Raw genomic sequence first — 24906 nt, 5'->3', positions numbered from 1 at the left:
GAGTCCATCTATCAACCCGATCCTGACACGCGCCTTCTTTCGACCGCTCCTGCTGCTATGGTTGATGGCTCCGGCCATTGGTCTTGCCCAGCAGGTAGACGTGCAGGTCGAAGGCGACCACCCCGAGCTGGTGTCCAACGTCGAGGCCTTCATCGGCGAGGTGGACGGACGTAGTGAGGATAACCTGAGACGGTATGCACCGACTGCGGTCGGTCAGGCCAAACAGGCGCTGAGGGCGCTCGGATATTATCGACCGACCATTACCTGGGAGGTAATTTCCGGCGATTCGGAGGCACTGGCGCGACTGGCTCTGAAGATTTCGCCGGGTGAGCCGGTCAAGATTACAGCCCGGGAAGTGACGATCAAGGGGCCTGCCGGGGACGATCCGGACTTTACGGATGCTATCCCGGAATCACCGTCGGTCGGGGACGTACTGGATCACAGTGGTTATTCCAACCTGAAAGACGCAATCCGCAGTCGCGCACGAAAACTGGGCTATTTCGACGGCCAGTTTCTGGCCCATACCCTGACGGTGAATCCCGAAGACAAGAGTGCTGAAATTCGCCTGGTATTCCAGTCCGGCCAACGGTATCAATTGGGCGATGTCACCTTTGCCGACGATCACTATTTCGAAACGTCACTGCTGGAGGACTTTGTAACCTTCGAACCGGGTACGCCCTACGATGCGGATATCATCGCCCGGTTGAGCCGAAACCTGTCCAGCAGCGGCTATTTTTCCGGTGTGGATATCGATGCTTCGCCGGACAACGCGGTTGATCGTGAGATCCCTGTGCGGGTTACCCTCACGCGCCGGGACCCGCGTTCCGTCGCTGCCGGTGTCGGCTTCTCCACCGATGTCGGCCCCCGCGTCCGCGGTAATTGGCGGGAGCACTGGATTAACCCGATGGGGCACAAGCGAGGGGTTGAGACGGAACTTTCCCAACCTCGCCAGAATCTGACGACCTGGTATGAATTGCCACTGGATCCTCCGATGACGGATTCGATTCGCCTGACCGCCGGGTACCAGCGTGAGGACATCGAAAATGTCGCCTCGGACCGCCTCACCCTGGGCCAGCAATGGCAGCATCAGCTGGATAGTGGCTGGCTGCAGGTGCTGTCGCTGAGTTGGGAAGGGGAACGCTACAATATCGATGGTGCCGATACCGGCAAAAGCAGCCTGTTGCTACCGGGTGCCAGTTACACGAAACTGCATCAGGATTCCGCCCTGGACCCGTCGCAGGGATACCGCCTGCAATTCGATGTATCCGGATCCCACCGGGCGGCGCTATCCGACGTGGATATCCTTCACGTATACACCCAGCTCAGGGGGCTGTACACGCTGGCCGGCAAACACCGGTTTCTGGCGCGTTTCCAGTTTGGTGGTGTTGCCACTAACCGGTTTGAGAACGTGCCGCCATCCCTGCGTTTCTTCGCCGGCGGTGATCAGAGTGTGCGAGGCTACGGTTACCAGACGCTGTCTCCCGAGAACGACGACGGAGTCCCGGTTGGCGGGCGTTATCTGCTGGTGGGCAGTGGCGAGTACCAATACGAGTTTGCCGATCGTTGGCGGGCAGCGGTGTTTGTGGACCATGGCAATGCGATCAACGACCTGCTAGACCCGCTCGCGACGGGAGTTGGAGTCGGTATACGCTGGATCAGCCCCGTGGGCCCCCTTCGGCTGGATTTTGCCAAGGGGCTCAATTCCGAGCTCGGGGGCGATTGGCGCATTCATTTCTCTATGGGGCCGGAGCTGTGACAGACGAGAAACCGTCGGAGCCGGAGTCCGGAACAACCGGGCGCAGACATCCCTTGCGCTGGATCGCTCTGGTGCTGGGGCTGCTTGCCCTGATTCTGGTGTTGCTGGTGGCCGGCATCCTGTTGGCCCTGCGCTCCGAGACCGGAACGGCCTGGGTGATTCAACAGGTCCCGGGGCTGTCCGTTCAGTCCGGTCGGGGGAGCTTGCTTGGAAACTGGCAGGCTCAGCATCTCCACTGGCAAGGTTACGGCATCACCCTTGACCTTGTGGCGCCCAGGATCGACTGGTCGCCCTCGTGCCTGCTGAAAAAGGAAATTTGCCTCGACTCCCTTCATGCCGACACGATCACCGTGACGACCGCCCCATCGGAAAGCGATAAGGGGCCTTCAGCAGGACCGCAGCTGCCAACGCTCGATATACCGATCTCGATCCGCCTCGCGGACGTCCGGCTGGGGCCGTTTGAATTGAATCAATCCCGCATCTGGGACCGGTTCGAGCTGGAGGGAAGTGGTTCGGGGGCGGACTGGTCGCTCGGGCGTGTGTCCTACCGGCTGGCGGATTATGCCGTGACGGCCAGTGGCCAAATCACCACGCGTGGAGACTGGCCGGTAGACCTCGATGTCCAGGCCTCTCTCCCGCCGCCGGAAGGGGACCAGTGGCTGGTGAGCCTGCAGTTGGCCGGAAGTGTGCGGTCTTTAAGGGTGAATGGAACCAGCAAGGGCTATCTCAGCGCGTCGCTGGCCGGGCAGGTCTCTCCCCTGGATCCGGCCTTGCCGGCAGAGCTTACTATCCGGTCGGACCGGTTCAGAGGACTGTCGACCCTGCCGTCCACGCTGGCGTTCTCGGATATCCGGATTGAAGCCAAAGGGTCCCTGAAGAAGGGGTTCCGGACGCAGGGACAGGCCACATTGCCCGGGACGGCCGGGCCGGTGGATCTGTCGTTATCCGGTCTGGTGACCACCTCCGGTGCCCGCGATACCACACTGAAACTCTCCAGCAGAGGAGATTCCGCCGGAACCATGCGGCTTCAGGGCAATGTGCACTGGCTGGAAGGAATCCGTGCGCAGGCGGACCTGACGATGGACCGCTTCCCCTGGTTTACGCTGATTCCGGGGATGGCCGAGCCGGCAATTGAGCTGAAGACCCTGACAGGCCAGCTGTCGCTTGAGGGTCGGGAATACCAGGCGACCTTGCATGCCAGAACGGACGGTCCCCAGGGGGCCGCCGACATCGATACCTCTTTGAACGGCGACTTTCAGGCCGTGACCGTATCGGAGCTTAAATTGTCCAGCGAAGCCGGCTCAATGACCGGCCAGGGCAAACTGGGCTTCGACGGACCGCTGACCTGGAAAGCTGCTTTGGATCTCAGTGGTTTTAACCCGGGCGCCTGGTTCCCCATGCTCGAAGCCAGCCTGGATGGGCAGGTCCGGAGCGAAGGTTCATGGCAGTCCGGCGCAGGCCCCGACCTGACGGCCAACTGGGACCTTCAGGGGACCTGGCGTACTCACGATACGCGGGCTACCGGTAGTCTTGATACCCGCAGCGGGCGGTGGTTGCTGTCCGATTTCGAACTCCTGGTCGGGGAGAATCGGGTTTCTGGCAGCGGTGCATGGGGCGATCAGATCAAGGGAGATCTCTCCCTGGACCTACCATCACCTGAGCAGTTTCTGGCTGACCTGGAAGGTCAGGTCGAGGGGCAGCTACATCTGGCCGGAACGCCGGCCGATCCGACAGGCAATCTCTCCCTCAAGGGCCGGAAACTGGCCTGGCAGGGAAAAGTGGCTTTGGAGAGCCTGGACGCAAAGGCCTCGTTGGCCCAAGGCCAGCGATTGACAGCGGAGCTGAAGGGCAAGGGGCTGGCCGCCGGCGGACAACGGATTGATACGGTGACCCTGAATGCATCGGGTACCGAAGGGGCCCACACGTTGAAGGTGGACCTGCAGCAGGACGACGCCACCGTTGCCCTTTCATTCTCCGGCGGATTTGAATCCGGGTGGTCCCAGTGGCAGGGACAGCTTGCCAGCGGTCGTATTGATATCGCCAGCCAGGATCAACAATGGCTATTGCAGTCACCAGCGTCGCTGTCATGGCAGGGCGGCAAAGAAATCCGGTTCGGCGCCCATTGCTGGGCCTGGAAACAGAGCTCGGTGTGCGCGGATGAACAGCAGCTCTGGCCACAACCGGATATCGCTTACCGGATCGAGCGTTTTCCGGCGAGTGCGCTGTCTCCGCTTCTGCCGGAGACGCTGCGATGGGAGTCGGAATTGAATGGTCAGATTGCGCTGACCCTGTCGGACACCGGGCCCAGGGGGCATATCCGTGTCGACGCGGGCAGTGGCCAGTTCGAGGTTCTGGTGGATGGCGACTGGCAGAGTCTCGGTTATCAGACCTTTGTCACCGAGCTGAAACTCGAACCGGACGTAGCCAGGCTGACGGTCAACCTCGCCGGAAAAGGCCTTGGAGACCTGAATCTGGATCTGTCTGTTGACCCGTCCAGTCCGGATCGTCAGGTTGATGGCAAGTTCAGCCTTGAGAGTCTGGATGTGGCGGTGGCAGGCGTGTTCACGCGTTTCAAGGAGGTTGCCGGCGAGGTCAATGGGCAGGGCCGACTGTCAGGCCCCCTGATGAATCCGGAAGTTACCGGTCAGCTGACATTGACCGATGGCCGCGTGATGGATCCCTCGTTGCCCATACCGATGGAAAACATCGTCATGCAGATGGATCTCAAAGGACGCTCGGCGGACATCAGTGGGCGCATCCGGAGCAACGCCCGGAGTCAAACGCTTCTCGATGGTTCCCTGGATTGGACCGACGGCTGGAAAGGTCGGGTTACGGTGAAAGGCTCCAGGGTTCCCTTGAATATTGAACCCTACGCGCATCTGGAGGTCGGGCCGGATCTGGCCATCGACTTCAGTCAGGGCAGCCTGAGTGTGTCCGGCGACGTCTCGGTCCCCCGGGGCAGTATCGAGATCCAGTCCCTGCCTGACCAGGCCGTTCAAATATCGGATGACGAGGTGGTGGTCGGTGTCGAAGCGGAAAAGCCCGCGATCCGAAGCATGAACATGAACGTGACTGTGCGGGTGGGTGAGGACGAGGTCAGCTTTGCCGCCTTCGGCATTACCGGCAATCTCGAGGGGACCCTGCGTATTGGCAACGATATGGATACCCGAGGCACCCTGCAGTTGGTGAAGGGGCATTACGAAGCCTACGGGCAGGAACTCGAGCTCCGACAGGCACGCTTGCTTTTCGTGGGTAACCTGACGCAACCCTATCTGGATGTCGAGGCCATTCGGGAGGTGGGCTCTGTGACTGCCGGGCTGCGTCTGAGTGGTCCGGTGCGCTCGCCAACGACCGAGGTGTTCTCGACGCCGGACATGCCTCAGACCGATGCCCTGTCTTACCTGATTCTCGGTCGTGCGCCCCAGAGCCAGGGTGACAGGGGACAGATGAACCGCGCGGCACTCTCCCTGGGGCTCACCCAGGCAAGCAAATTGACCGGCAAAGTCGGCGAGGAACTGGGCATCCGCAATCTGGCGCTGGAGGCGGAGGGCACGGGGGATCAGACGTCCGTTGTCGCCAGTGGTTACCTGACCGATGATCTCAGCGTGCGGTACGGGGTCGGGATCTTTCAGCCGATCACCACGGTGGCCCTTCGATACGATCTGGGCAAATACTTCTATCTCGAAGCGGCCAGTGGTCTGGCCGCTTCCCTCGACATCTTCTACACCCGGGATTTCTGAGTTGGCTTACTCAAGCTTGAAGGTGGCGCTGACCGAGGCCTTGATTTCCTGCGGCCCCACGCTGCCGACGGTGTCTTTTGCCGCCCGGGATTCCGCCATCATCAGGGGCATGGGGCGGAAGCCGCCGTTAACGGTCATGGTGACCACGTCTCCGCATTTCTGATTCAGTTGGCTCGCCACAAACTCGCACTGACGGCGGGCGTCGGCAATGGCTTTACGAAGGGCCTCCTGCTCCAGGCTGTGCGGGTTGGAGTGGAAGAACTGATTCGGGCTCAGGTGGTACTCCAGGCCGAGCGATTGTGCTTTCTCGAGAATCGGGTTCAGCAACTCCAGATCCTGAATGCTGAAGCTCACTGTCTGATTGGCAACCGCCACCTGCTTTGGCTCGTCATTGCGTTCCACTGGCGGACGGGTTCGCGTGTAAAGGCTCAGGCGTGCATCGCTGTAATCCTGGAACTGACTCCGCCACTTCTCGGTCTGTTGCCGCCATTGCGCAATGGTATTGTGGACTTGCTTGGCGGCCTCCGTGGTAGTGGCCGCCTCTGCATTGGCGGTGAACTGCAGATTGGCGCTGTCCGGTTCGTAGCGTACGGACCCTTCGCCGGTCAGGGACAATTCTCCGGCCAATGCCGATGTGGCGCCCAGGGCGAGTATCAGGCCGGCAACCAGTCCCGGGGAACTCCTTCGTTGTATCTTCATGGCGTGATCTCCTTCAGCCAGAGGGGTTTTGATCGTTCTTTTCCGGCTCGAGCCGGGTGCGCTTGAAAGCCCGGGCGGCGTCGACGAATTCCCGGAAGATGCGTCGATGGCCACCATGGTAGAGCAGGTATTCTGGATGCCACTGAACGCCCATCAGCCATTGGCGACCGGTATTTTCAAAGGCCTGCACAAAAAGATCGTTGTCCACGGCAACCACCCTGAGGTTTCGCCCCAGGCGTTTGATGGCCTGGCTGTGTATCCGGTTGGCACCGATCACTGGCGCATTCATCAGACGACTGAGCCGTGTGCCGGCCACCACCTTGACGGTTTGCAGGGGCAGCAGCAGAGGGCGATGACGGGTGTTTACCCTCAGTGGTGTGACGTTCTGGCACAGTGATCCGCCGTGAAACACATTGATGAACTGGGCGCCCCGACAAATTCCCATTACCGGGATGCCGAGCGCTTCGGCATCGCCCAGCAGTCGCCGGTCTGTTGCGTCCCGGGGTTGATCGTAACGGGCTGTCACCTGGGGTTGCTGGCCATAGTTCGACGGATGAACATGGGTTCCCCCGGACAGAATCAGGCCATCCAGCAGGCTGACATCGACGCTGGAGCCCGGCCGAATGTAGAAGGTGCCGGCTCCGTGCATCCGGACGCCGAGGCTGATCAGCCGATGGGCAAGGCCCCGGTGCGCGGGGCCGCTGATTCCGATCGTCAGCCCCGGAGTATCGGTCTCCTGCTCAGACATAGCCCTTGTTGCTCAGCCATTTGGATGTCATTTCCTGCCAGCTGTGGGTCAGATTGTAAAAATTGAATTTCTGGCTGTCGCGGAAGGCCGCGCGAAGTTCCGCCAGATCTTCGGCATGGTTGGCAACCTGTTCAACCACCACCCAGTCGTTCCAGACGTTTGAAAAGTGCCATTCGGGGTTGCCGATGTCACAGTCAGGTAATCGGTAATGGAGCGTCGGACGGCTCTTGATGCGAGGATCCTGGACGTACTGGTCCAGCAGTGGCTTGTCCAGATGGGCGAACAGGGGAAGCAGGTCAAGCGCCCGGTTTCGGGTCGGGTTTAGCTCCAGATAGTCACGCATCAGTGCTTCCCGATCCGGCGCATAGTCATCCGCCATGATCTGCTCGGAGTAGCGGCTGTGCCAGGGTTCTATGTAGGTGGTGAACTTCCGGCTGATGTCGAGTTGGTGCCTGGACTTCAGCCAGTCGTAAAGCGCGGCAAATGCCTGGAGGTATCGCACGATGGTACTGGCCTCCAGATCCGGCAACTCCGGGTTGAGTTGCAGTCCGAATGCAAAGTAGATGGCTTCCCGGCTGCCCTGGGCGCCGGCAAGGTGGAGCGAATCCACCAGTGATTCCACCTCCTGCAGGCGAGAGAGCGGGATGGCGGGTGTAACCACCTCCAGCGGGACGATACGCTCGGCTGCGGCATCGATAACGCCCATCGCCTGTCCACCGATTTCCCGGAGGGATTCCGGCAGACGCTCATCGGTCAGATCCAGCTCTTTGATCGGATCGGAATCCAGTTCGATGGCGAAGGTTCCAAGCTCGGTTGTCACCCGGGACACATACCGGGCCTCGGACTCGGCCGGGGTCTTGAGCAGTTTCGATACCAGGTCCACCAGATCCCGATATCCAAGGCCGGAGAGTTCGACCTCGACGCCCACATGGCGCTCCTCTCCGGTGTGGGTGGTCTGTACGTCCGGCAACCTGCAGGTGTCGGCGTTCGGCATAGGTTTCCTGCCCTTTGGTCCATGGTCCGGACACCATAGCATACCCGGCGAGACAGCAGCCCCCTGGCACCGCCCACAAATTTTAAGTCCCCCGACTTTACACTGGATAAAACACTGTATATAGTTCGATTACTGTATAAAAAAACAGGCTCTGTCCGGCTCGATAATGTCGGGCTCAGGGCCCACCCGGAGTTCCCGAATGAAGCTAACGGCAAGGCAATCCCAGGTACTCGACATCATCCGGCGCTACGTTGATGAAACCGGATATCCACCGACACGTGCGGAAATTGCGGCAGAGCTTGGTTTCCGCTCGGCGAATGCGGCGGAAGAGCATCTCAGGGCGCTTGCCCGCAAAGGTGCCATCGAAATGGTTCCCGGTGCCAGTCGGGGTATCCGGTTGCCCGAGGCCGAGGAAGATCTCGGTTTGCCGGTCATCGGTCAGGTCGCAGCCGGTAGCCCGATTCTCGCCCAGGAACACATTGAGGATCACTGCACACTTCAGCCGGACTTTTTCTCGCCCTCGGCGGACTATCTCCTGCGTGTCAGGGGGATGAGCATGAAGGATATAGGAATCCTGGATGGTGACCTGCTGGCGGTGCACCGCACGCAAGACGTTCACAACGGGCAGGTCGTCGTTGCCAGGGTAGGCGAGGAGGTTACGGTCAAGCGATTCCGGCGAGATGGCAGCAAGGTCTACCTGATCGCCGAGAACGAGGAGTTCGATCCGATCGAAGTCGATCTGGCCGAACAGGAGCTGTTTATCGAAGGCCTGGGTGTCGGTGTGATCCGACGTTCGGACCTGCACTGAATCAAACGCGTGAACAGTCGAAGCGGGTGAACTATGGAACAGCTGAGTTTTAATCAGAATCTGGCATACCATCAGGGGGCTCTGACCGGAACGGTTGCCGCCCCGACCGGCAGAGATCGCAGGTCCGTGCTTCGGGCACGCCGGGTCAGAGAAGCGCAGCCCGCCGAGGTTGCTGGTAACGTCACGGAAATCATTCTGCCTGAGGGCCAGGTCGAGAATTTTCAGCTCCTGCTACCAATGCTGACGCAGCTGAATCAGGAGAAGCGTTGGCTCGCATGGATTGATCCGCCACAGGCGTTGGTCAGCAAGTGGCAGAAAATGCATGGGATCGTGGCGGGCGAACTTCTAATTCTGAGGTCGACCAGCGAGTTACCTGCCCAGCGGCTTGCCGAGCGTGCTCTGAAGGCGGGCACTTGCCATGCCGTCGTTCTCTGGACGCAGAAGCTGAGCAGGGCAGGGTTTGAATCGCTTCAGCGGGCGTCGGCTGAGGGGAAAAGTCACGGAGTGGTGTTGCGCCAGCGGTAAGCAATGGCTGGGGCGAGGGTTCGGCGGCAACCCTGGCCCGAGAGCCCGGATCGTCCCGCACGGTGCCCGCCCGTCTGTCACATCAGTGCAGCGTGTACGACGGTTGCGGATCAATCGCCTCAATGTCTTCCTCTTCCCAGTCGATGTCGTGGGCAACGTTGCCGACGGCCTCGATGCCTGCGGCGATCATCGCCTTGGCCACATTCATATCACGGTCTTCCATCATTTCCCGGGCTTCCTCGGAAAAGGAAATTTTCACCAGGGGGGCGCTGTCGTCATCGACGCGACGAAGCGCATAGTCTCCATTGCTCAGTTGTACGATCTCGAAAAAAGATGGTGACATTCGGTAAACCTGTCTGTTGTTGGGGCCTGAACGTTCAGCGGTGAAGGCTCTACCACTCACTGTGCTGTTCGTTAAGGTCCTCGGCAAAGTGTCTGAGCGCCTCCAGGGTTTTCATCAACCCGGAGGGTGTTCGGTCGGGCCCCGGCTCCGCTGCCACAGCAATGATATTTTCATCGCTGACAGTTTTGCGGGTGGCTGCCGGGTGGCCCTGGCTGTGCTCAAGCTGATCCAGATGACTCCACCAACTACCGGGCTGGGCAGCCAGCTCCGTGAGGCGTTGGACGTCCTGATTTTCCGGACCGGTTAAGGCCTGCAGCTGACTCAGTGATTCGGGTTGTGCGTTGCGGTGCTGGTACAGATTCGCAATCAGAACCAGCAGTAGCCGCCGTCCCCGCAGCATCAATTCCACGGCCCCTTGAGTCGCTGCCTCGCGATTCAGTGCTTTCTCTGCCTCCGTCAAAGTCTCCCCGGTTCCGAAACGAGAACCCGGTTCAAGCTGGCCTAACAGCGTTTGGGCCAGGAACAGCTTTTGGGAAACCAGTGAATACCACTGAGAGGCCATGGACTACCTGAGGTCAAGAAGCAAAGTTGGAGAATGCAAAGCGTCAGTAAACCCGGAATCATACCATTTTCGGCCAGGAATTTCTGCACCTGACCGTAATTTCATTCGCCAGCTTCACAAGAAGATACAAACAAACGCTTGAAACGACCGTTTGAATTTGGCAAAAAGCGGGCCGTTATATCAAATCTGGAGAGGTGTCGGTCATGCGAAGTCAGATGTCGGCGGGTCTTTTGGCAGTCTTGTTGGGGTTTTCGGGTGCGGCGCTGTCTGCCGTTCAACCGTCAGAGGCTGCCAGGCTCGGGAAGGAGCTGACTCCGGTCGGAGCGGAGCGCAGCGGAAATGCGTCAGGCGTCATCCCGGAGTGGCAGGGTGGTCTCAAGCAGCCGCCCCAGGATTGGGAGCCGGGTACGGTTGAAAGGGATCCGTTTCCAGAGGACGAGCCCCTGTTCGTGATCACCCGGGACAATATGGATCTGTACAAGGGAAAGCTGACGGATGGGCACCGGCGGATGCTCGAGAAATACGGTCCTGATTTTTTTATGCCGATCTACCAGACCCGGCGAACCGCGGCGTTTCCGGACATTGTCTACAGGAAATCGATGGAGAATGCCCGGACGGCCGAGTTGCTTGAGAACGGAAATGGCGTTCGCAACACGATCATGACCAGCCCCTTTCCGATTCCTCAGAGCGGCCTTGAGGTGATCTGGAACCATATTCTGCGTTATCGGGGACAGGAAGTGGCATTCCGAAGCGCATCGGCAACGCCACAGGTCGATGGTGCCTATAACCCCGTGGTGAATGATTACGAGTACTTCTTTGCCTACAGCAAGAAGGGTGCGGAGCTCCAGGACATCGACAACAAGATTTTCTACCTCAAAACCAACACGGTCGCACCCTCAACACTGGCCGGCACCATCACGCTGGTTCACGAGACACTGGACCAGGTTCGCTCTCCCCGCCTGGCCTGGCGATACGACGCGGGCTCACGGCGGCTGCGCCGCTCCCCGAATCTGGCTTACGAGACCGATCTTCCCAACTCGTCGTCGCTGCGTTCCGTCGACCAGAAGGATATGTACAACGGCGCGCCCAACCAGTACAACTGGACGCTAAAGGGCAAGCGGGAAATCTACGTCCCGTATAACGCTTACCGGCTTCATGATCCTGACGTGCGACCGGCCGATGTTATCCGGCCCCAACACATTAACCAGGCCCTGACACGTTATGAGCTGCATCGCGTGTGGGTGGTCGAGGCGACGTTGCGCACCGGGATTAGCCATATCTACTCCCGCAGGGTCTTCTACGTCGATGAAGACAGTTGGCAGATTCTGGTGTCGGAAGAATACGACGAGGCCGGCAAGCTCTGGCGTGTGTCCGAAGCCCATAACATCAGCTATTACAGTGAACCTGTGTTCTGGACCACAATGGAAATGACCTACGATCTCAAAGCCGGTCGTTACTACATCGACGGCCTGGATGAAGGGTTTGCCCCATACGACTTCAGTCCGGGATTCCGCAGTACCGAATTCTCCGCTTCGGCGGCGCGTCGGGCGGCACGCCGTTAAGGCCGGGGCCGGGGCGCTTGTACCTCCCGCCCCGGCCTGCCATCATTCCTGATGACTGAATCAAGGAGATTGTGGCATGGCCGATTCCCCCACTCACTTCGAACATCTCGATCAGCTTCTGGCTGACCTTGGCACGGCGTTGGCCCGGGAAGACTGGGAGGAATTGGCCCGACTGAATGCCTCCGTCAAGCCGACAGTGGAACCTCTGATGGCCGCCCTGGAGGCCGGTGAAATCGAAGCAGAGCCGGTCAGACAGCGGTTGGAGGAGTTGCAACAGTTTGTTGACGCGGCGAATGAAAGTGCCACCCGGGCGCGTTCCAGAGCGGAATCCGAGCTCCGCGACGTTACCCGAAACCGCAGTGCGGCCCGTGCCTATCAGAATGTTTCGTCTGATCGCCCCAAATAGCGTCATAAAATTGACTCGCGAAGCCTGACAGTCTTAAATACCGCACAAATCCCCAAAGAGATTTCCGTGAATGTCCAAAAATAACAAAGTGCTGGTATTGAGTGCGGACGACTCAAGACGGCGCGATATGGTCACCATTCTTGAGTTCATCGGTGAGGAGGAGATTTTCTCAGGCGAAGACGCCCGGGAGCTCTTTGCTGCAGATGATGCCGAGGCGCTTGCCGACGTCGCGGTGGCCATCGTTAACGGCGAAGAGCCTGAGGGTATTCGCCACATCGCCAATCTGTGCAGTCAGGTTGAGGGTGTGCCGGTACTGATGGTGGGTGATCCGGACATCTCCGAGCTATCCGCCGATCAGGCCAGCCGAATCATTGCCCGGCTGGAATGGCCGCTGAATTACACCAAGTTTGTCGACTCGCTCTATCGCGCACAGATCTATCGGGACCAGTTTGATCGTAGCCGTGACCGCGGCCAGCAGCGAGGTGTCCAGCTGTTCCGGAGTCTGGTGGGAACCAGCCGCAAGGTGCAGCAGGTTCGTCAGCTGATGGAGCAGGTGGCCGACAAAGATGTCAGTGTTCTGATTACCGGTGAGTCCGGCACCGGGAAGGAGGTGGTCGCCCGCAACCTGCACTACCATTCGTCCCGTCGTGACAGGCCGTTCGTCCCGGTTAACTGCGGTGCCATCCCGGCAGAGTTGCTGGAAAGCGAACTGTTCGGCCATGAGAAGGGGGCGTTCACCGGCGCCATCACGGCCCGCGTCGGTCGGTTCGAAATGGCCGAGGGCGGGACACTGTTCCTTGATGAAATCGGTGATATGCCGCTGAACATGCAGGTCAAGATTCTTCGGGTGCTGCAGGAGCGGACATTTGAGCGCGTGGGCAGCAATCGTACCCAGAGTGCCGACGTCAGGGTCATTGCGGCCACGCACAAGAATCTCGAAGACATGATCGAGGCCGGGCATTTCCGGGAGGATCTCTACTACCGCCTGAATGTGTTTCCGATTGAAATGCCGTCACTCCGTGAGCGGGTGGAGGATATTCCGCTGTTGATCAACGAACTGATCTCTCGCATGGAGAAGGAGAAGCGGGGCTCCCTGCGCCTGAACTCTGCGGCAATCATGAGCCTCTGTCGGCATGACTGGCCGGGAAACGTTCGCGAGCTGGCCAACCTCGTCGAGCGTCTGGCCATCATGCATCCGTATGCCGTCATCGGCGTTCAGGAATTGCCCAAGAAGTTCCGATACGTGGACGATTACGATGAAAATCGGCCGGTAGAGGATTCCGGTATGCCGTCTGGTATACCCGGGTTGGTCGGGCTCGATGCGCCGGCCCTTCTGCCGGTAAACGGCATCGACCTCAAGGATTATCTTGCCAACCTGGAAAAACAGTTGATACAGCAGGCGTTGGACGAAGCTGGCGGGGTGGTTGCCCGCGCCGCAGAGAAGCTGCGGATCAGGCGCACCACTCTGGTTGAGAAGGTTCGCAAGTACGGTCTTCGGGAGGAAACCGAGGAGTCCTGACGGCTCCTCAGGTTCTCCGGACAAAGGCGTCAAAGGTTCGTTACCCTGGGCGCCGCGCCCCTCGAAAAGCGACGAAATACCGTCAACCCCTTCTTTTTTTAACTTCCTACCCATTGAAATATAAAGAAAAATAAAACCTGGCACGAAGCTGGCTTTAGTGCTCGCTAACGAATAAATCCGAAGACAACGTCCACGATTGGGGCGGGTCAGGAGAGCGAGCGTATGAATCATTCCCAATTTGCACTGGAATCCGATATCCGGGATTCGCATGGCAATGCCGCAGCTGACGTGAATGACAAGGTCACGGCCCTGTTTCCCGAGCAGGGCGATGAGGCGGTGGACTCCGCACTCAAGCTGTTCAACCGGATGTCCCAGCAGATTACCGATTCCTACCGCACGCTTGAGTCACGCGTGAATCAGTTGTCCGGTGAGTTGACCCAGGAATCTCTTCAGCGGCAACAGGAGCTGGAAGAGAAGGAGCGCCTGGCAGACAGGCTTTCCACGTTGTTGACAGCTCTGCCCGCAGGCGTGGTGGTGCTGGACAGCCAGGGCGTGGTCAGCCAGACCAATCCGGCGGCCGTGTCGCTGCTGGGTGAGCCTCTGGAGGGGGAGCGCTGGGTCGATGTCATTCAGCGTTGCTTTGCACCGAGACGGGATGATGGCCATGAGGTGTCATTGAAAGATGGCCGGCGCGTCAGTATCGAGATCCGGACCATGGAGAATCAGCCCGGGCAGCTGATTCTGCTCACCGACCTGACCGAAACCCGGCAGTTGCAGTCCCAGCTTGCGCACGCCCAGCGTTTGTCCGCGATGGGCAAGATGGTCGCGTCGCTGGCACACCAGATCCGGACACCGCTGTCTGCGGCGATCCTCTACGGAGGCCATCTGAGTGAACAGGAACTGGATGAAGAGATGCGGCAGCGCTGTGCGTCGCGTCTGATGTCCCGGTTGACTCACCTGGAGCAGCAGGTGCGTGACATGCTGATTTTCGCCCGGGGCGAAACCCGGTTGGCCGAAGAGCTCTCTGCAGCAACGCTCGTCACCGCGCTCAGGTCAGCTATGGAATCCCTGCGCACAGCCACGGGCGTCTCCGTGTCTCTGGACGATCGACTCGGGGGAGAGCCCCGTCTGATGTGCAACCGCGATGCGCTGGTGGGTGCGTGTACCAATCTCATCAACAACAGTCTGGAAGCGGGCGCCACACGAGTGGATGTTGAACTGGCGTCGATCGGTCGTGAGTTGAGCATTCGTGTTGCAGATAACGGTCCGGGCTTTGATGAGGCTGACGCGGAGCGTTTGATGGAGGCTTTCTACACCACCAAATCCCATGGTACGGGGCTGGGGCTGGCTGTTGTCCAGGCAGTGACGAAGGCGCATCAGGGGCGGTTTTCCATTGCTCCGGGCAAAGAGGGCGGCGCGGTTGCGACACTGTGCCTGCCACTGTTGAAGAATTAGGACTGATCGGAGGCGACCATGGCGAAGGCCCAGATTCTGATTGTTGAAGACGACCATGACTTGCGTGAGGCGCTGGTAACCACCCTTGAGCTGGCGCGCTTCCGGGTTCGCGAAGCGGCAAACGCCGAAGAGGCTCTGGCCCGGCTTGCCGAATCGCCGGTCGACATGGTCGTCAGTGATGTAAATATGCCTGGTCTGTCCGGCCACGAGTTGCTTCGGGAGGTGCAGAGGCTGTATCCCGGACTTCCGATGATGCTGATTACCGCCTATGGCCAGATCAGCCATGCGGTATCCGCCATGCAGTCGGGTGCAATCGATTATCTGGTCAAGCCGTTTGAGCCACAGGTTCTCGTGGAGGCCGTGACCCGGGTTGTCGGGGGCCAGCGGCAGAAAGCCGGCGATGAGCCGGTGGCGGAGGATCCTGTCAGCAAGCGTATGTTCCAGTTGGCAACGAAGGTGGCCCAGTCCGAATCGACGGTCATGATTTCCGGGGAAAGCGGCACCGGTAAGGAAGTGCTGGCCCGTTACATTCACCAGCAGTCACCCCGCGCCGGGCAGCCGTTTGTTGCGATTAATTGCGCAGCGATTCCTGAAAACATGTTGGAGGCCATCCTGTTTGGCCACGAGAAGGGCGCCTTTACGGGTGCGGTCGCCTCGTCCCCGGGCAAATTCGAGCAGGCTAACGGCGGTACGATCCTGCTCGACGAAATCTCTGAAATGGATCTGGGGTTGCAGTCCAAGCTGCTGCGGGTCCTGCAGGAGCGGGAAGTGGAGCGCGTCGGTGGGCGCAAGACCATTTCCCTGGATGTCCGGGTGATTGCCACCACCAACCGGGATCTTGCGGATTACGTTCGGGAAGGCAAATTTCGCGAGGACCTCTATTACCGGCTGACCGTTTTCCCGATGCACTGGCAACCGTTGCGGGAGCGTCCGCTGGACGTAATGCCGCTGGCCAATTCGCTGTTGCGCAAGCACTGTCAGAAAATGAAGCTGACCGGTATCAGCTTTGCGGCCGATGCCCGTGATGCGCTGACCCGTCATCGCTGGCCCGGGAATGTAAGGGAGCTGGATAACGCCATCCAGCGGGCGCTGGTTCTGCATCAGGGCAATGTCATTCACGCCGGGGACCTCTGTCTGGAACTTGGGATTACCGGCAGGCCGGATTTGAGCGCCAGTCCGGCAGCCATGTCTGACTATCCGTCTTCCGGGACAGCGCCTGTTGGAGACCCGCTTGAGGCCCCTGCGGAGACGATCGATGCCGATAGTGACGCGGATTTCGCCGCCGGGTCCCTGGGGGATGATCTGCGACAGCAGGAATTCCGTATCATTATCCAGACGTTGAAGAAAGAGCGTGGACGTCGTAATCGCGCGGCCGAGCAGCTGGGCATCAGCCCACGGACCCTTCGATACAAGCTGGCTCAAATGCGCGATGCCGGGATCGATCTGGATGGCGAGCTGGCTACGGCCTGACAGTCTCCAACACACTCCTTGTTGGCACCCTCTCGGGTGCCATTTTTTTATCTTCTCCTGCCTGCGCGGGCCCGGACCATGGCCGACGCCTGTCAAAACTCCGTCACGGCTTCATGTTCAGGGCCTTTTCGTTGTTTTAACTTCATGAAAATAAAGTGAAATTCTAATCTGGCCTGGTCATTGCTTTCCGTCTGGTAATTGTCCGATAAAGGAAACGGCGTTACCCACACAACGGGGCCGGGAGAGAGTTATGGTTCAACGTGCCGACATCAACAACGTTCTGTCTGAAATTCGAAACCTGCGTTCTCAGATGATGCAGAACCAGCGGGTTGAGATGGATCAGTCGGTGCGCGGTCGTATTGATCGTCCGCGCCAGGTGGACGAAACCGGTGAGGTTCCGAGTTTCAGCGATATGCTTGGCAATGCAGTCAACAACGTCAATGAGCTGCAGCAGAACGCCAGTGAACTTCGCTCGGCCTATGAAATGGGTGACCCCAACGTCGATATCACGCGAGTCATGATTGCCTCGCAGAAGTCCTCGGTTTCCTTTGAGGCCTTGACACAGGTGCGCAACCGGGTGGTCAAAGCGTACGAAGACATCATGAACATGCCGATCTGATAACGGAGCACAGACATGGCCAGCGTACCTGCAGAAACCGCCCAGACCAATGTGCCCGCATCCCGCGAGGAGGATTCGCCGGAGAGCCGCAGTGATCTTATGATGGGCTTCAACCGCCTCAACCTGCTTCGCCAGATCGGTTTGATGGTGGGGCTTGCGGCCAGTGTTGCCCTGGGCGTTGCTGTTGTTCTCTGGGCTCAGGAGCCCAATTACCAGCCGGTGGTGGGCGATCTTTCTTCCTACAATCCCCAGGACGTGACGTCGATTCTCGAAAGCAACGGGATTGACTACAAAATGGATCCCCGTAGCGGCGCGCTGCTGGTGCCGTCGGATCAGGTCTACGACGCCCGCTTGAAACTGGCGGCCGAAGGAGTCACCGACCAGAAGGCCATGGGCTACGAGTTGCTCGATCAGGAGCGGGGACTGGGTACGTCCCAGTTCATGGAGACCATCAGCTATCGCCGGGGCCTTGAGGGCGAGCTGGCCCGCACGATTGGTGCCATGCGTGGTGTTCGTGGTGCCCGGGTTCATCTTGCCATCCCCGAGCGTTCGGTCTTTATCCGGGATGCCCGGGAACCCTCTGCCTCTGTCTTCCTCGAGGTATTCGGGGGGCGTCGCCCGGGCCAGGAACAGATTGATGCCATCGTCAATCTGGTTGCCGGCAGTATCCCCATGATGAACAAGGACAATGTCACGGTGGTTGACCAGAACGGCAACCTGCTGACTGGCAAGGAAGATGGCAGCAACACCGCTCGCATGAAGGACCAGTATGAGTACACCAACAGGGTGGAAGAGCGTCTGAGCCAGCGGGTGGCGTCGCTGATCGGTCCTATTGTCGGTGACGGCCGTTTTCGTACGGAAGTCTCTGCGGACCTGGATTTTTCATCCCGGGAGCAGGCTCAGGAGCTTTATAATCCGGACCAGAAAGCCGTTCGCAGTGAACGGGAACTGACCGAGCGTCGGGCGCCCGGCAGCGGCCCCCAGGGCATCCCCGGTGCGCTCTCCAATCAGCCTCCCGGCAATGCCACAGTGCCCCAGCAGGCCAATGCCGGTAACGGCCAACAAAACCAGCAGGGTCAGCAGAATCAGCAGGGCCAACAGGCGCAGCAGCCTCTGGATGTGCGTCAGGAGGCCACCCGAAATTACGAAATGGATCGTACGGTCAGCTATCATCGCCAGGAGCAGGGTCGGATCAAACGGCTCACCGTGGCTCTCGCAGTGGATGACATGAAAGTGGTGGATCCGGACACCGGGGCGGTCAGCTACCAGCCCTGGCCGGAACAGGAACTGCAGCGCCTGAATATGCTCGTGCGTGACGCGGTGGGCTATTCCGCGGCCCGGGGCGACAGCGTGACTGTTATGAATACAGCGTTTGCACCCGAAGAGGACATCCAGGTCGAGACGCCGGCCTTCTGGCAGCAGCCCTGGTTCTGGGATCTGATGAAGCAGGTGCTGGCGGGGCTGGTGATTCTGGTGCTGGTCCTCGGCCTGCTCCGTCCGACACTGAAGTCGCTTTCCGGTGGCGGCCGCCGGGAGCGCGGGGGCGGAGACGAATCCGGCTATGGCGAACTGGACAACATCGAAGGCGGAGACGCCCTCCGGCAGGCCATGACTTCGGACGATGAACTTCTTTTGCCGGGCGCGACCGACAGCTATGATAGGCAGTTGAATGCATTGAAAGGCCTGATTGCGGAAGACCCGGCCCGGGTCGCCCAGGTCATGCGTCAATGGGTGAATGTGGATGACTGACCAAGCCAATCAGGGCGGCGACGCCCCGAGCAAACCACAGCGCAAGATCCCCCGGGTGGAACAGGCAGCCATCCTGCTGATGTCCCTGGGTGAGGCGGACGCTGCCGAAGTGCTCAAACACATGGGGCCGAAAGAGGTCCAGCGGGTCGGCGTGGCCATGGCCCAGATGAGGGACGTCAGCAAGGATGATGTGACCTTTGTCCTGAACCAGTTTGTCGATGCCGTTGGCGGACAGACCGGGCTGGGCGTCGGCAACGACGACTACATTCGCGCCATGCTGACCCAGGCACTGGGTGACGACAAGGCGGCCAGCCTCATTGACCGCATCCTGATTGGCGGGAACACCACCGGTCTGGATACGCTCAAGTGGATGGAGCCCCGTGCGGTTGGCGATATCATCCGCTACGAACATCCCCAGATCCAGGCCATCGTTATCTCATATCTGGATCCCGACCAGGCGGCAGAAATCCTTGGCACTCTGGACGAAAAGGTTCGGCTGGACGTAATGATGCGGGTTGCCTCGCTCGAAAGCATCCAGCCCCAGGCGTTGCAGGAACTGAACGACATCCTGGAGAAACAGTTCTCCGGTGGCTCGGCGGCCCAGACAAGCCGGATTGGCGGGGTCAAGCGTGCGGCGGACATCATGAACTTTATGGATCGGTCGATCGAAGGCAACCTGATGGATTCGATCAAGGACATGGATCCGGATCTGGCGTCCACCATTGAGGATCTGATGTTCGTCTTCGACAACCTCAAGGACGTGGACGACCGGGGCATCCAGGCCCTGCTGCGGGAAGTGTCGTCCGAGGTGCTGGTGGTAGCGCTCAAGGGCTCCGATGAAAGCGTCAAGGAGAAGATCTTCAAGAACATGTCCAAGCGTGCGGCAGAACTGCTTCAGGACGATCTGGAGGCGAAAGGGCCGGTCCGTGTCAGTGAGGTCGAAGCGGCCCAGAAAGACATTATTACCATTGCCCGCCGTATGGCCGAAGCCGGTGAAATCACCCTCGGCGGTGCCGGCGAAGAAATGATGTAATGAAAGGCTCCCAGAAAGACCTTCACCGTATTCCCAAGGAAAAGCTTACCGCCTATGAACGGTGGGAATTGCCCCTGCTTGATGAAAAGGGCAACGAGGTTCCTCGAGAGGAAGAACGGAACGTCAAACCGCTGACGGCTGCCGACATCAAAGAGATTCGTGAAGCCGCCCGGGAGGACGGATTCCGGGAGGGGCGTGAAACGGGCTATCGGGAAGGGCACGCCGAGGGGTTCGAACAGGGTCGGTCGGAAGGCCGCGAGACCGGTCTATCGGAGGGCCGCGAAGAGGGGCGTTCCACCGGGCTTGAAGACACCCGGAAAGAGGTGGATGCCAAGCTGGATCGTCTGGAACATCTGCTGGCCGAACTGTTGCTCCCGATTCGACGCCATGAAGATGAAATTGAGACGGCCCTTGTGAATCTGACCACAGTACTGGCCCGGGCCGTGGTATATCGCGAGCTGTCCATCGATTCTTCGCAGATTCAACAGGTCGTTCGGCGGGCACTCGATTCCTTGCCATCCACGGCCGATGCGGTTCGCATTCACATACACCCGGACGATGCGGAACTGGTTGAACAGGTTGCTGGTCGTCTGGATTCGCCGGCTTCCGTGGTTGAGGATGAATCAGTCCTGCCTGGTGGCTGCCGGGTCGAGACCCGGCACAGCCTCGTGGATTTTACCGTGGAGAAACGCTTCCAGCGGGCGGTGCAGGACATGCTGGACCAGCAACTCGGTGAGGGCGAGGCCGTCGATGCGGAAGAGCTGGATTCGCTGATGGGCGATCTGACGGACTTCCACCGGGACGTACTCAGTGGTCCGGCGGGCGGGTCCGGTCCGGATGAACCGGCGGCCGAGGAGCAGGGGGAAGGTGATAATGACGTCCCGCCTGGCTGAGCGACTGGACCGGCTGAAGGAGTTTGTCGGTTCCGAGCCCGAGCCGGAGTTGTCCGGCCGTCTGACACGTATGGTGGGCCTGACGCTGGAATGCGTCGGCTGTCCGATGGTGGTCGGAGACCGATGCGTTATCCAGGGGCAGGGTGCCGGAAGCGTTGAGGCCGAAGTGGTCGGGTTCGAGGATGACAGGGTCTACCTGATGCCGCTTACCGCCATTGATGGCCTGAAGCCCGGCGCCCGGGTGATTCCACTCTCGGCTGCCAGTCGGGTTCCGGTCGGCCCGCAAATGCTCGGTCGGGTTCTGGACGGCAGCGGTGAGCCCCTGGACGGTAAAGGTCCTCTGCACGCGGAAGCCCGCGTGCCTCTCTCGGGCGAGATCATCAATCCCCTCAATCGTGCACCGGTGCGGCAGTCCATGGATGTTGGCATTCGGGCGATCAACGCCCTGATGACCGTCGGCCAGGGGCAGCGGCTGGGCCTGTTTGCCGGTAGTGGTGTCGGTAAGAGTATGTTGCTCGGCATGATGACCCGGTTCACCGACGCCGACATCACGGTCGTCGGACTGATCGGTGAACGGGGCCGCGAGGTCAAGGAGTTCATTGAGGATATTCTCGGTGATGAGGGCCTGTCCCGCTCGGTGGTGGTGGCATCACCGGCCGATGACTCGCCCCTGATGCGTCTCCGCGCCGCCATGCTGACCACCCGCATTGCTGAATATTACCGGGACCAGGGCAAGCGGGTCCTGCTCCTGATGGATTCGCTGACCCGTTATGCCCAGGCGCAGCGGGAAATCGCTCTGGCAGTCGGTGAGCCGCCGGCCACCAAAGGCTATCCACCCTCGGTGTTCGCCAAGTTGCCGCAGTTGGTGGAACGAACCGGTAATGGTCGTCCGGGCGGCGGCTCGATCACGGCGTTCTACACGGTTCTTACCGAAGGCGACGATCAGCAGGACCCCATTGCCGACGCGGCGCGCGCAATACTCGATGGTCACATTGTGTTGTCCCGCCGGCTCGCCGAAGAGGGGCATTATCCAGCGATCGATGTGGAGGCCTCGATCAGTCGGGTGATGCCGCAGGTGACCGAAACCGAGCACTTTTCCCGAGCCCAGCGTTTCAAGCAGGTCTATTCCCGTTACCAGCAGGCCCGCGACCTGATCAGCGTGGGTGCCTATGTCAAAGGCTCGGATCCTGAAACCGACTTTGCGATCCAGCACATGCCCAATATGCGTCAGTTCCTGCAGCAGGGACTCAACGAACGGTCGCCGCTGCAGGACAGCATTGAACAGCTCCTGGCGGTGGTTCCGGAACGACGCTCCCCCGACAGACGTCGGGATGCCGTACCCAACCCTTCGGCCGGCCAGGGAACTGAATGATGCTGCGGTCCGAGCGGTTGCAGGTGGTTCTGACCGTTGAAGAGCGCAAGGAACAGGCAGCGCTTGAACGGATGGGCGAGGCTCGCAAACAGGTGGATCAGCACCAGGAACAGCTGGCGAATCTGAATCAGTATCAGGACGAGTACCGGCAGCAGATGCGTCAGAGCCAGCAGGGAGCGATAGCCGTGACCCGTCTGCAGGCGTGGCAGGCGTTCATCGCGCAGCTGGACCAGGTGATTCGGCATCAGGAGCAGCAACTTGCCCAGGCCCGGGAGCTGTTCGAGGCGCGTCGGAAAGACTGGCACGAAGCCTGGGAGCGTCGGCGGGGCATGGAGAAATACATCGAGAGCTGCCGGCAACAGGAAGCCCGTGAGCGCGACGCCCGCGAACAGAAGGCCGCTGATGAAGCTGCCGGCCGGGCGTTTGCCCGACGTAATCGCTGACTTCGCGAGCCTTCTCCGACTTGGCAAGCCAAAGCCCTCATCCTTGGCTATCCTTAAGCGAGAGACATCGGGATCGCGGCTTCGATACAATGGTCGCAGGAACCCTTCCGCTTGCTTTTGGAGGTTGTGTGAATGTCTATACAGACGCGTCTTGCAGATGATGGCGAAACGCTGGTGATCAGCATTGAAGGCCGCTTTGATTTCAGTACCCACCAGGCTTTCCGGGACGCCTATGAACACGGCGAGTCTGGCGTCCACCGCTACGTTGTCGATCTGACCGACACCACCTATCTGGACAGCTCCGCTCTCGGAATGTTGCTGCTGTTACGGGATTACGCCGGAGGCGACAGTGCCCGGATATCCATTGAGAACTGCAACAGCGACGTCCGTCGAATTCTCTCCATCTCCAATTTCGAGCAGTTGTTCGCAATCAAGTGACCGACGATTCGCTGCGAGTGCTCATTGCCGATGATAGCGGGACGGATCGACTGATCCTGAAACGCCTGCTCAAACGGATCGGGCACGAGGTGCTTGAAGCCGCTGATGGTATTGAGGCGGTGGCCATATTCCAGCGGGAACAGCCGGATATTGTCTTGCTCGATGCCCTGATGCCCCAGATGGATGGAATGGAGGCCGCCCGCCATATCAAGGCCTTGTCGGGGGGGCGGATGGTGCCCCTGATCTTTCTGACTTCACTCAGCGAAGCCGAGGATCTGGCACGTTGCCTTGAGGCCGGAGGGGATGACTTTCTCACCAAGCCCTACAACCGGGTCATCATCGAGGCCAAGATCCACGCGTTTGGTCGCATGCAGCGAATGCACGACACACTCTCCCGTCAGCGGGATATGATCCACGATCGCAATCAGCACCTTCTGGAAGAGCAGACCATTGCCAAGCGTGTGTTCGACAATGTCGCCCACACGGGCTGTCTGGATGCGCCCAACATTCGTTACCACGCTTCACCTCTCTCGATTTTCAACGGCGATGTCCTGTTTGCCTCTCCCAGGCCCGATGGCGGCATGCTGGTGTTCCTCGGTGATTTCACCGGCCATGGCCTCCCGGCTGCGATTGGTGCCATGCCGGTGGCGGAGATCTTCTACGGCATGGCCAGCAAAGGTTTCGGGGCGGCCGATATCCTGAAGGAAATCAATCGGAAGCTGGGCCGCATTCTGCCAACCGGACGGTTCTGTTGTGGGGCGATGGCGGAAGCCGATTTCAAGTTAGGACAGCTCAAGGTCTGGAACGGCGGCCTCCCGGAGCTGTGGCTGATCGGCTCACAGGGGGAACCCGTGGCATGTTCATCACGGTTTTTGCCCCTGGGTATTTTGCCGCCGGAACGTTTTGACAGCAGCATGGAAACCTTGCAGGCACGGGATGGCGATTATCTGCTGATGATGACAGACGGACTGTTAGAGCGTCAGAACGGAGAGGGTGAGCTGTTCGGTGAGGCAGGCGTCCGGCGCACCTTTCGGGAAAGACGGGAGGCCGGGCACCCGTTCGAGGCGCTGCTGGAGGGCGTTGAAGCCTTCAGCGAGGGGGCCAGGGAATCGGACGATCTGACGCTTTTCTGTTTGGAGGTGTCGGGAGATACCGGGTTGGCCGCCCTTCCCGAATCGGCTACCTCTTCTGCACTGGCTGGCCCAAGCGAGTGGCGTTGTGATTACGAAATCCGTGAGCAGACGCTGGGGGAATTCAGTCCATTGCCGCTGTTGCTGCATATCTGCATGGAGGTGCCCGGGCTACGGGCCAGGAGCGGCGAGATCTATACGCTGCTGTCGGAAATCTACAACAACGCGCTGGAGCATGGCATCCTGGCCTTGCCCTCGGAATGGAAGCACAGCCCGGACGGGTTTGAGCAATACTATGCCGAACGGCAACGTCGGCTCAAAACCGTCGGGGATCATTTCATCCGTTTCAGCCTGCATCACACCCGGAAACCCTGGGGAGGCCAGCTGCGTGTTATTTGTGAAGACAGCGGTCCCGGTTTTGATTTCAGCCGTCATCCCGTACTGGGGGGCGGTGAACGTCACGCGGACTGGCCCCGTTATGCCGGTCGCGGCCTGTTCCTCTTGAAACGGTTGACCAAAGACATCACATTCCACGGTAAGGGTAACCGGGTGGAAATCGTGTACGATTGGAAGCGACCGGTCGCTGAATCCGACGATGGAGCCGCTACGGATCCGGGCAAACAGAGGCAATGACCCAAGGGG

At 59.8% G+C, this 24906-nt stretch carries 22 protein-coding genes; 17 read left to right on the top strand and 5 right to left on the bottom strand.

All coding sequences use genetic code 11. From position 1 onward, the window contains the following. Nucleotides 1–64: 64 nt before the first annotated feature. Together MSNKSG1_RS08475 and MSNKSG1_RS08470 are read left to right on the top strand one after the other, a co-directional pair. On the top strand, nucleotides 65–1756 hold the full coding sequence (locus tag MSNKSG1_RS08475) for an autotransporter assembly complex protein TamA (protein ID WP_008938838.1): 1692 nt from the start codon (nucleotides 65–67) through the stop codon (nucleotides 1754–1756). Beyond that, nucleotides 1753–5496 (top strand): translocation/assembly module TamB domain-containing protein, encoded by a 3744-nt coding sequence (locus MSNKSG1_RS08470; RefSeq protein ID WP_008938837.1) that lies wholly within the window; start codon nucleotides 1753–1755, stop codon nucleotides 5494–5496. Before MSNKSG1_RS08475 ends, MSNKSG1_RS08470 begins: the two co-directional genes overlap by 4 nt. A 6-nt stretch (nucleotides 5497–5502) precedes the next feature. Here the strand turns inward: MSNKSG1_RS08470 and MSNKSG1_RS08465 are convergent, their stop codons facing one another. Genes MSNKSG1_RS08465 through MSNKSG1_RS08455 form a run of 3 tightly spaced genes read right to left on the bottom strand, consistent with a single transcriptional unit; the run spans nucleotide 5503 to nucleotide 7937 of the window. Next, on the bottom strand, nucleotides 5503–6195 hold the full coding sequence (locus MSNKSG1_RS08465) for an SIMPL domain-containing protein (RefSeq protein ID WP_008938836.1): 693 nt from the start codon (nucleotides 6193–6195) through the stop codon (nucleotides 5503–5505). 13 nt (nucleotides 6196–6208) lie between these two features. Further along, nucleotides 6209–6943, bottom strand: a complete 735-nt coding sequence (locus tag MSNKSG1_RS08460) for a gamma-glutamyl-gamma-aminobutyrate hydrolase family protein (protein ID WP_008938835.1) — start codon at nucleotides 6941–6943, stop codon at nucleotides 6209–6211. Beyond that, entirely contained in the window at nucleotides 6936–7937 is a 1002-nt protein-coding gene (locus MSNKSG1_RS08455) for an amidoligase family protein (protein WP_008938834.1), read from the bottom strand. The genes MSNKSG1_RS08460 and MSNKSG1_RS08455 overlap by 8 nt, the downstream gene beginning before the upstream one ends. Before the next feature lie 199 nt (nucleotides 7938–8136). Here MSNKSG1_RS08455 and lexA point away from each other — a divergent pair, with 199 nt between their 5' ends. Together lexA and MSNKSG1_RS08445 are read left to right on the top strand one after the other, a co-directional pair. Further along, nucleotides 8137–8745 (top strand): transcriptional repressor LexA, encoded by a 609-nt coding sequence (gene lexA / locus MSNKSG1_RS08450; RefSeq protein WP_008938833.1) that lies wholly within the window; start codon nucleotides 8137–8139, stop codon nucleotides 8743–8745. 33 nt (nucleotides 8746–8778) lie between these two features. Then, nucleotides 8779–9270, top strand: a complete 492-nt coding sequence (locus MSNKSG1_RS08445) for a cell division inhibitor SulA (protein WP_008938832.1) — start codon at nucleotides 8779–8781, stop codon at nucleotides 9268–9270. An 82-nt stretch (nucleotides 9271–9352) separates the two neighbouring features. On the opposite strand, the gene MSNKSG1_RS08440 is transcribed toward MSNKSG1_RS08445, so the two are convergent. Both MSNKSG1_RS08440 and MSNKSG1_RS08435 read right to left on the bottom strand, forming a co-directional pair. Further along, nucleotides 9353–9613, bottom strand: coding sequence for a hypothetical protein (locus tag MSNKSG1_RS08440; RefSeq protein ID WP_008938831.1), 261 nt, complete (start codon nucleotides 9611–9613; stop codon nucleotides 9353–9355). 49 nt (nucleotides 9614–9662) lie between these two features. Next, nucleotides 9663–10175 carry a DUF6586 family protein gene (locus MSNKSG1_RS08435; RefSeq protein ID WP_040886725.1) on the bottom strand — a complete coding sequence of 171 codons (513 nt, stop codon included), beginning with the start codon at nucleotides 10173–10175 and terminating at the stop codon, nucleotides 9663–9665. Between the two features lie 203 nt (nucleotides 10176–10378). Here MSNKSG1_RS08435 and MSNKSG1_RS08430 point away from each other — a divergent pair, with 203 nt between their 5' ends. From MSNKSG1_RS08430 to MSNKSG1_RS08370, 13 genes are all read left to right on the top strand, one after another. Further along, a complete protein-coding gene (locus MSNKSG1_RS08430; protein WP_008938830.1) occupies nucleotides 10379–11737 on the top strand; it encodes a DUF1329 domain-containing protein in 1359 nt (452 codons plus the stop codon). A 76-nt stretch (nucleotides 11738–11813) separates the two neighbouring features. Beyond that, a complete protein-coding gene (locus MSNKSG1_RS08425; RefSeq protein ID WP_008938829.1) occupies nucleotides 11814–12143 on the top strand; it encodes a hypothetical protein in 330 nt (109 codons plus the stop codon). A gap of 70 nt (nucleotides 12144–12213) precedes the next feature. After that, complete coding sequence (locus tag MSNKSG1_RS08420; protein WP_008938828.1) at nucleotides 12214–13662, top strand: sigma-54 dependent transcriptional regulator; 1449 nt, start codon at nucleotides 12214–12216, stop codon at nucleotides 13660–13662. A 222-nt stretch (nucleotides 13663–13884) separates the two neighbouring features. Next, the gene (locus MSNKSG1_RS08415; protein WP_008938827.1) at nucleotides 13885–15117 is read left to right on the top strand and encodes a sensor histidine kinase; all 1233 of its coding nucleotides are present in this window, start codon (nucleotides 13885–13887) and stop codon (nucleotides 15115–15117) included. A gap of 18 nt (nucleotides 15118–15135) precedes the next feature. Continuing rightward, complete coding sequence (locus tag MSNKSG1_RS08410; protein ID WP_008938826.1) at nucleotides 15136–16587, top strand: sigma-54-dependent transcriptional regulator; 1452 nt, start codon at nucleotides 15136–15138, stop codon at nucleotides 16585–16587. A gap of 250 nt (nucleotides 16588–16837) precedes the next feature. Continuing rightward, nucleotides 16838–17206 carry a flagellar hook-basal body complex protein FliE gene (gene fliE, locus MSNKSG1_RS08405; RefSeq protein WP_008938825.1) on the top strand — a complete coding sequence of 123 codons (369 nt, stop codon included), beginning with the start codon at nucleotides 16838–16840 and terminating at the stop codon, nucleotides 17204–17206. 15 nt (nucleotides 17207–17221) lie between these two features. Beyond that, complete coding sequence (gene fliF / locus MSNKSG1_RS08400) at nucleotides 17222–18955, top strand: flagellar basal-body MS-ring/collar protein FliF (RefSeq protein ID WP_008938824.1); 1734 nt, start codon at nucleotides 17222–17224, stop codon at nucleotides 18953–18955. After that, on the top strand, nucleotides 18948–19988 hold the full coding sequence (gene fliG, locus MSNKSG1_RS08395; protein ID WP_008938823.1) for a flagellar motor switch protein FliG: 1041 nt from the start codon (nucleotides 18948–18950) through the stop codon (nucleotides 19986–19988). Before fliF ends, fliG begins: the two co-directional genes overlap by 8 nt. Continuing rightward, entirely contained in the window at nucleotides 19988–20881 is an 894-nt protein-coding gene (locus MSNKSG1_RS08390) for a flagellar assembly protein FliH (RefSeq protein ID WP_008938822.1), read from the top strand. Before fliG ends, MSNKSG1_RS08390 begins: the two co-directional genes overlap by 1 nt. Then, complete coding sequence (gene fliI, locus MSNKSG1_RS08385; RefSeq protein WP_008938821.1) at nucleotides 20862–22253, top strand: flagellar protein export ATPase FliI; 1392 nt, start codon at nucleotides 20862–20864, stop codon at nucleotides 22251–22253. The genes MSNKSG1_RS08390 and fliI overlap by 20 nt, the downstream gene beginning before the upstream one ends. Beyond that, a complete protein-coding gene (gene fliJ, locus MSNKSG1_RS08380) occupies nucleotides 22253–22696 on the top strand; it encodes a flagellar export protein FliJ (RefSeq protein WP_008938820.1) in 444 nt (147 codons plus the stop codon). Before fliI ends, fliJ begins: the two co-directional genes overlap by 1 nt. 132 nt (nucleotides 22697–22828) lie before the next feature. Next, the gene (locus MSNKSG1_RS08375) at nucleotides 22829–23134 is read left to right on the top strand and encodes an STAS domain-containing protein (protein WP_008938819.1); all 306 of its coding nucleotides are present in this window, start codon (nucleotides 22829–22831) and stop codon (nucleotides 23132–23134) included. Beyond that, nucleotides 23131–24897: an ATP-binding SpoIIE family protein phosphatase gene (locus tag MSNKSG1_RS08370; protein ID WP_008938818.1), complete on the top strand. Its 1767-nt coding sequence runs from the start codon at nucleotides 23131–23133 to the stop codon at nucleotides 24895–24897. Before MSNKSG1_RS08375 ends, MSNKSG1_RS08370 begins: the two co-directional genes overlap by 4 nt. Nucleotides 24898–24906 lie beyond the last annotated feature (9 nt).

It is taken from the genome of Marinobacter santoriniensis NKSG1, from assembly GCF_000347775.1.
Lineage (GTDB): Bacteria > Pseudomonadota > Gammaproteobacteria > Pseudomonadales > Oleiphilaceae > Marinobacter > Marinobacter santoriniensis.
This window is presented reverse-complemented; position numbering and strand designations above follow the sequence as displayed.

Excerpts from the sequence above, each read along its gene's own strand:
- MSNKSG1_RS08475 (WP_008938838.1), top strand. The coding sequence starts at position 65 with ATGGCTCCGGCCATTGGTCTTGCCCAGCAGGTAGACGTGCAGGTCGAA.
- MSNKSG1_RS08465 (WP_008938836.1), bottom strand. The coding sequence starts at position 6,195 with ATGAAGATACAACGAAGGAGTTCCCCGGGACTGGTTGCCGGCCTGATA.
- MSNKSG1_RS08460 (WP_008938835.1), bottom strand. The coding sequence starts at position 6,943 with ATGTCTGAGCAGGAGACCGATACTCCGGGGCTGACGATCGGAATCAGC.
- MSNKSG1_RS08455 (WP_008938834.1), bottom strand. The coding sequence starts at position 7,937 with ATGCCGAACGCCGACACCTGCAGGTTGCCGGACGTACAGACCACCCAC.
- lexA (WP_008938833.1), top strand. The coding sequence starts at position 8,137 with ATGAAGCTAACGGCAAGGCAATCCCAGGTACTCGACATCATCCGGCGC.
- MSNKSG1_RS08445 (WP_008938832.1), top strand. The coding sequence starts at position 8,779 with ATGGAACAGCTGAGTTTTAATCAGAATCTGGCATACCATCAGGGGGCT.
- MSNKSG1_RS08440 (WP_008938831.1), bottom strand. The coding sequence starts at position 9,613 with ATGTCACCATCTTTTTTCGAGATCGTACAACTGAGCAATGGAGACTAT.
- MSNKSG1_RS08435 (WP_040886725.1), bottom strand. The coding sequence starts at position 10,175 with ATGGCCTCTCAGTGGTATTCACTGGTTTCCCAAAAGCTGTTCCTGGCC.
- MSNKSG1_RS08430 (WP_008938830.1), top strand. The coding sequence starts at position 10,379 with ATGCGAAGTCAGATGTCGGCGGGTCTTTTGGCAGTCTTGTTGGGGTTT.
- MSNKSG1_RS08425 (WP_008938829.1), top strand. The coding sequence starts at position 11,814 with ATGGCCGATTCCCCCACTCACTTCGAACATCTCGATCAGCTTCTGGCT.
- MSNKSG1_RS08420 (WP_008938828.1), top strand. The coding sequence starts at position 12,214 with ATGTCCAAAAATAACAAAGTGCTGGTATTGAGTGCGGACGACTCAAGA.
- MSNKSG1_RS08415 (WP_008938827.1), top strand. The coding sequence starts at position 13,885 with ATGAATCATTCCCAATTTGCACTGGAATCCGATATCCGGGATTCGCAT.
- MSNKSG1_RS08410 (WP_008938826.1), top strand. The coding sequence starts at position 15,136 with ATGGCGAAGGCCCAGATTCTGATTGTTGAAGACGACCATGACTTGCGT.
- fliE (WP_008938825.1), top strand. The coding sequence starts at position 16,838 with ATGGTTCAACGTGCCGACATCAACAACGTTCTGTCTGAAATTCGAAAC.
- fliF (WP_008938824.1), top strand. The coding sequence starts at position 17,222 with ATGGCCAGCGTACCTGCAGAAACCGCCCAGACCAATGTGCCCGCATCC.
- fliG (WP_008938823.1), top strand. The coding sequence starts at position 18,948 with ATGACTGACCAAGCCAATCAGGGCGGCGACGCCCCGAGCAAACCACAG.
- MSNKSG1_RS08390 (WP_008938822.1), top strand. The coding sequence starts at position 19,988 with ATGAAAGGCTCCCAGAAAGACCTTCACCGTATTCCCAAGGAAAAGCTT.
- fliI (WP_008938821.1), top strand. The coding sequence starts at position 20,862 with ATGACGTCCCGCCTGGCTGAGCGACTGGACCGGCTGAAGGAGTTTGTC.
- fliJ (WP_008938820.1), top strand. The coding sequence starts at position 22,253 with ATGCTGCGGTCCGAGCGGTTGCAGGTGGTTCTGACCGTTGAAGAGCGC.
- MSNKSG1_RS08375 (WP_008938819.1), top strand. The coding sequence starts at position 22,829 with ATGTCTATACAGACGCGTCTTGCAGATGATGGCGAAACGCTGGTGATC.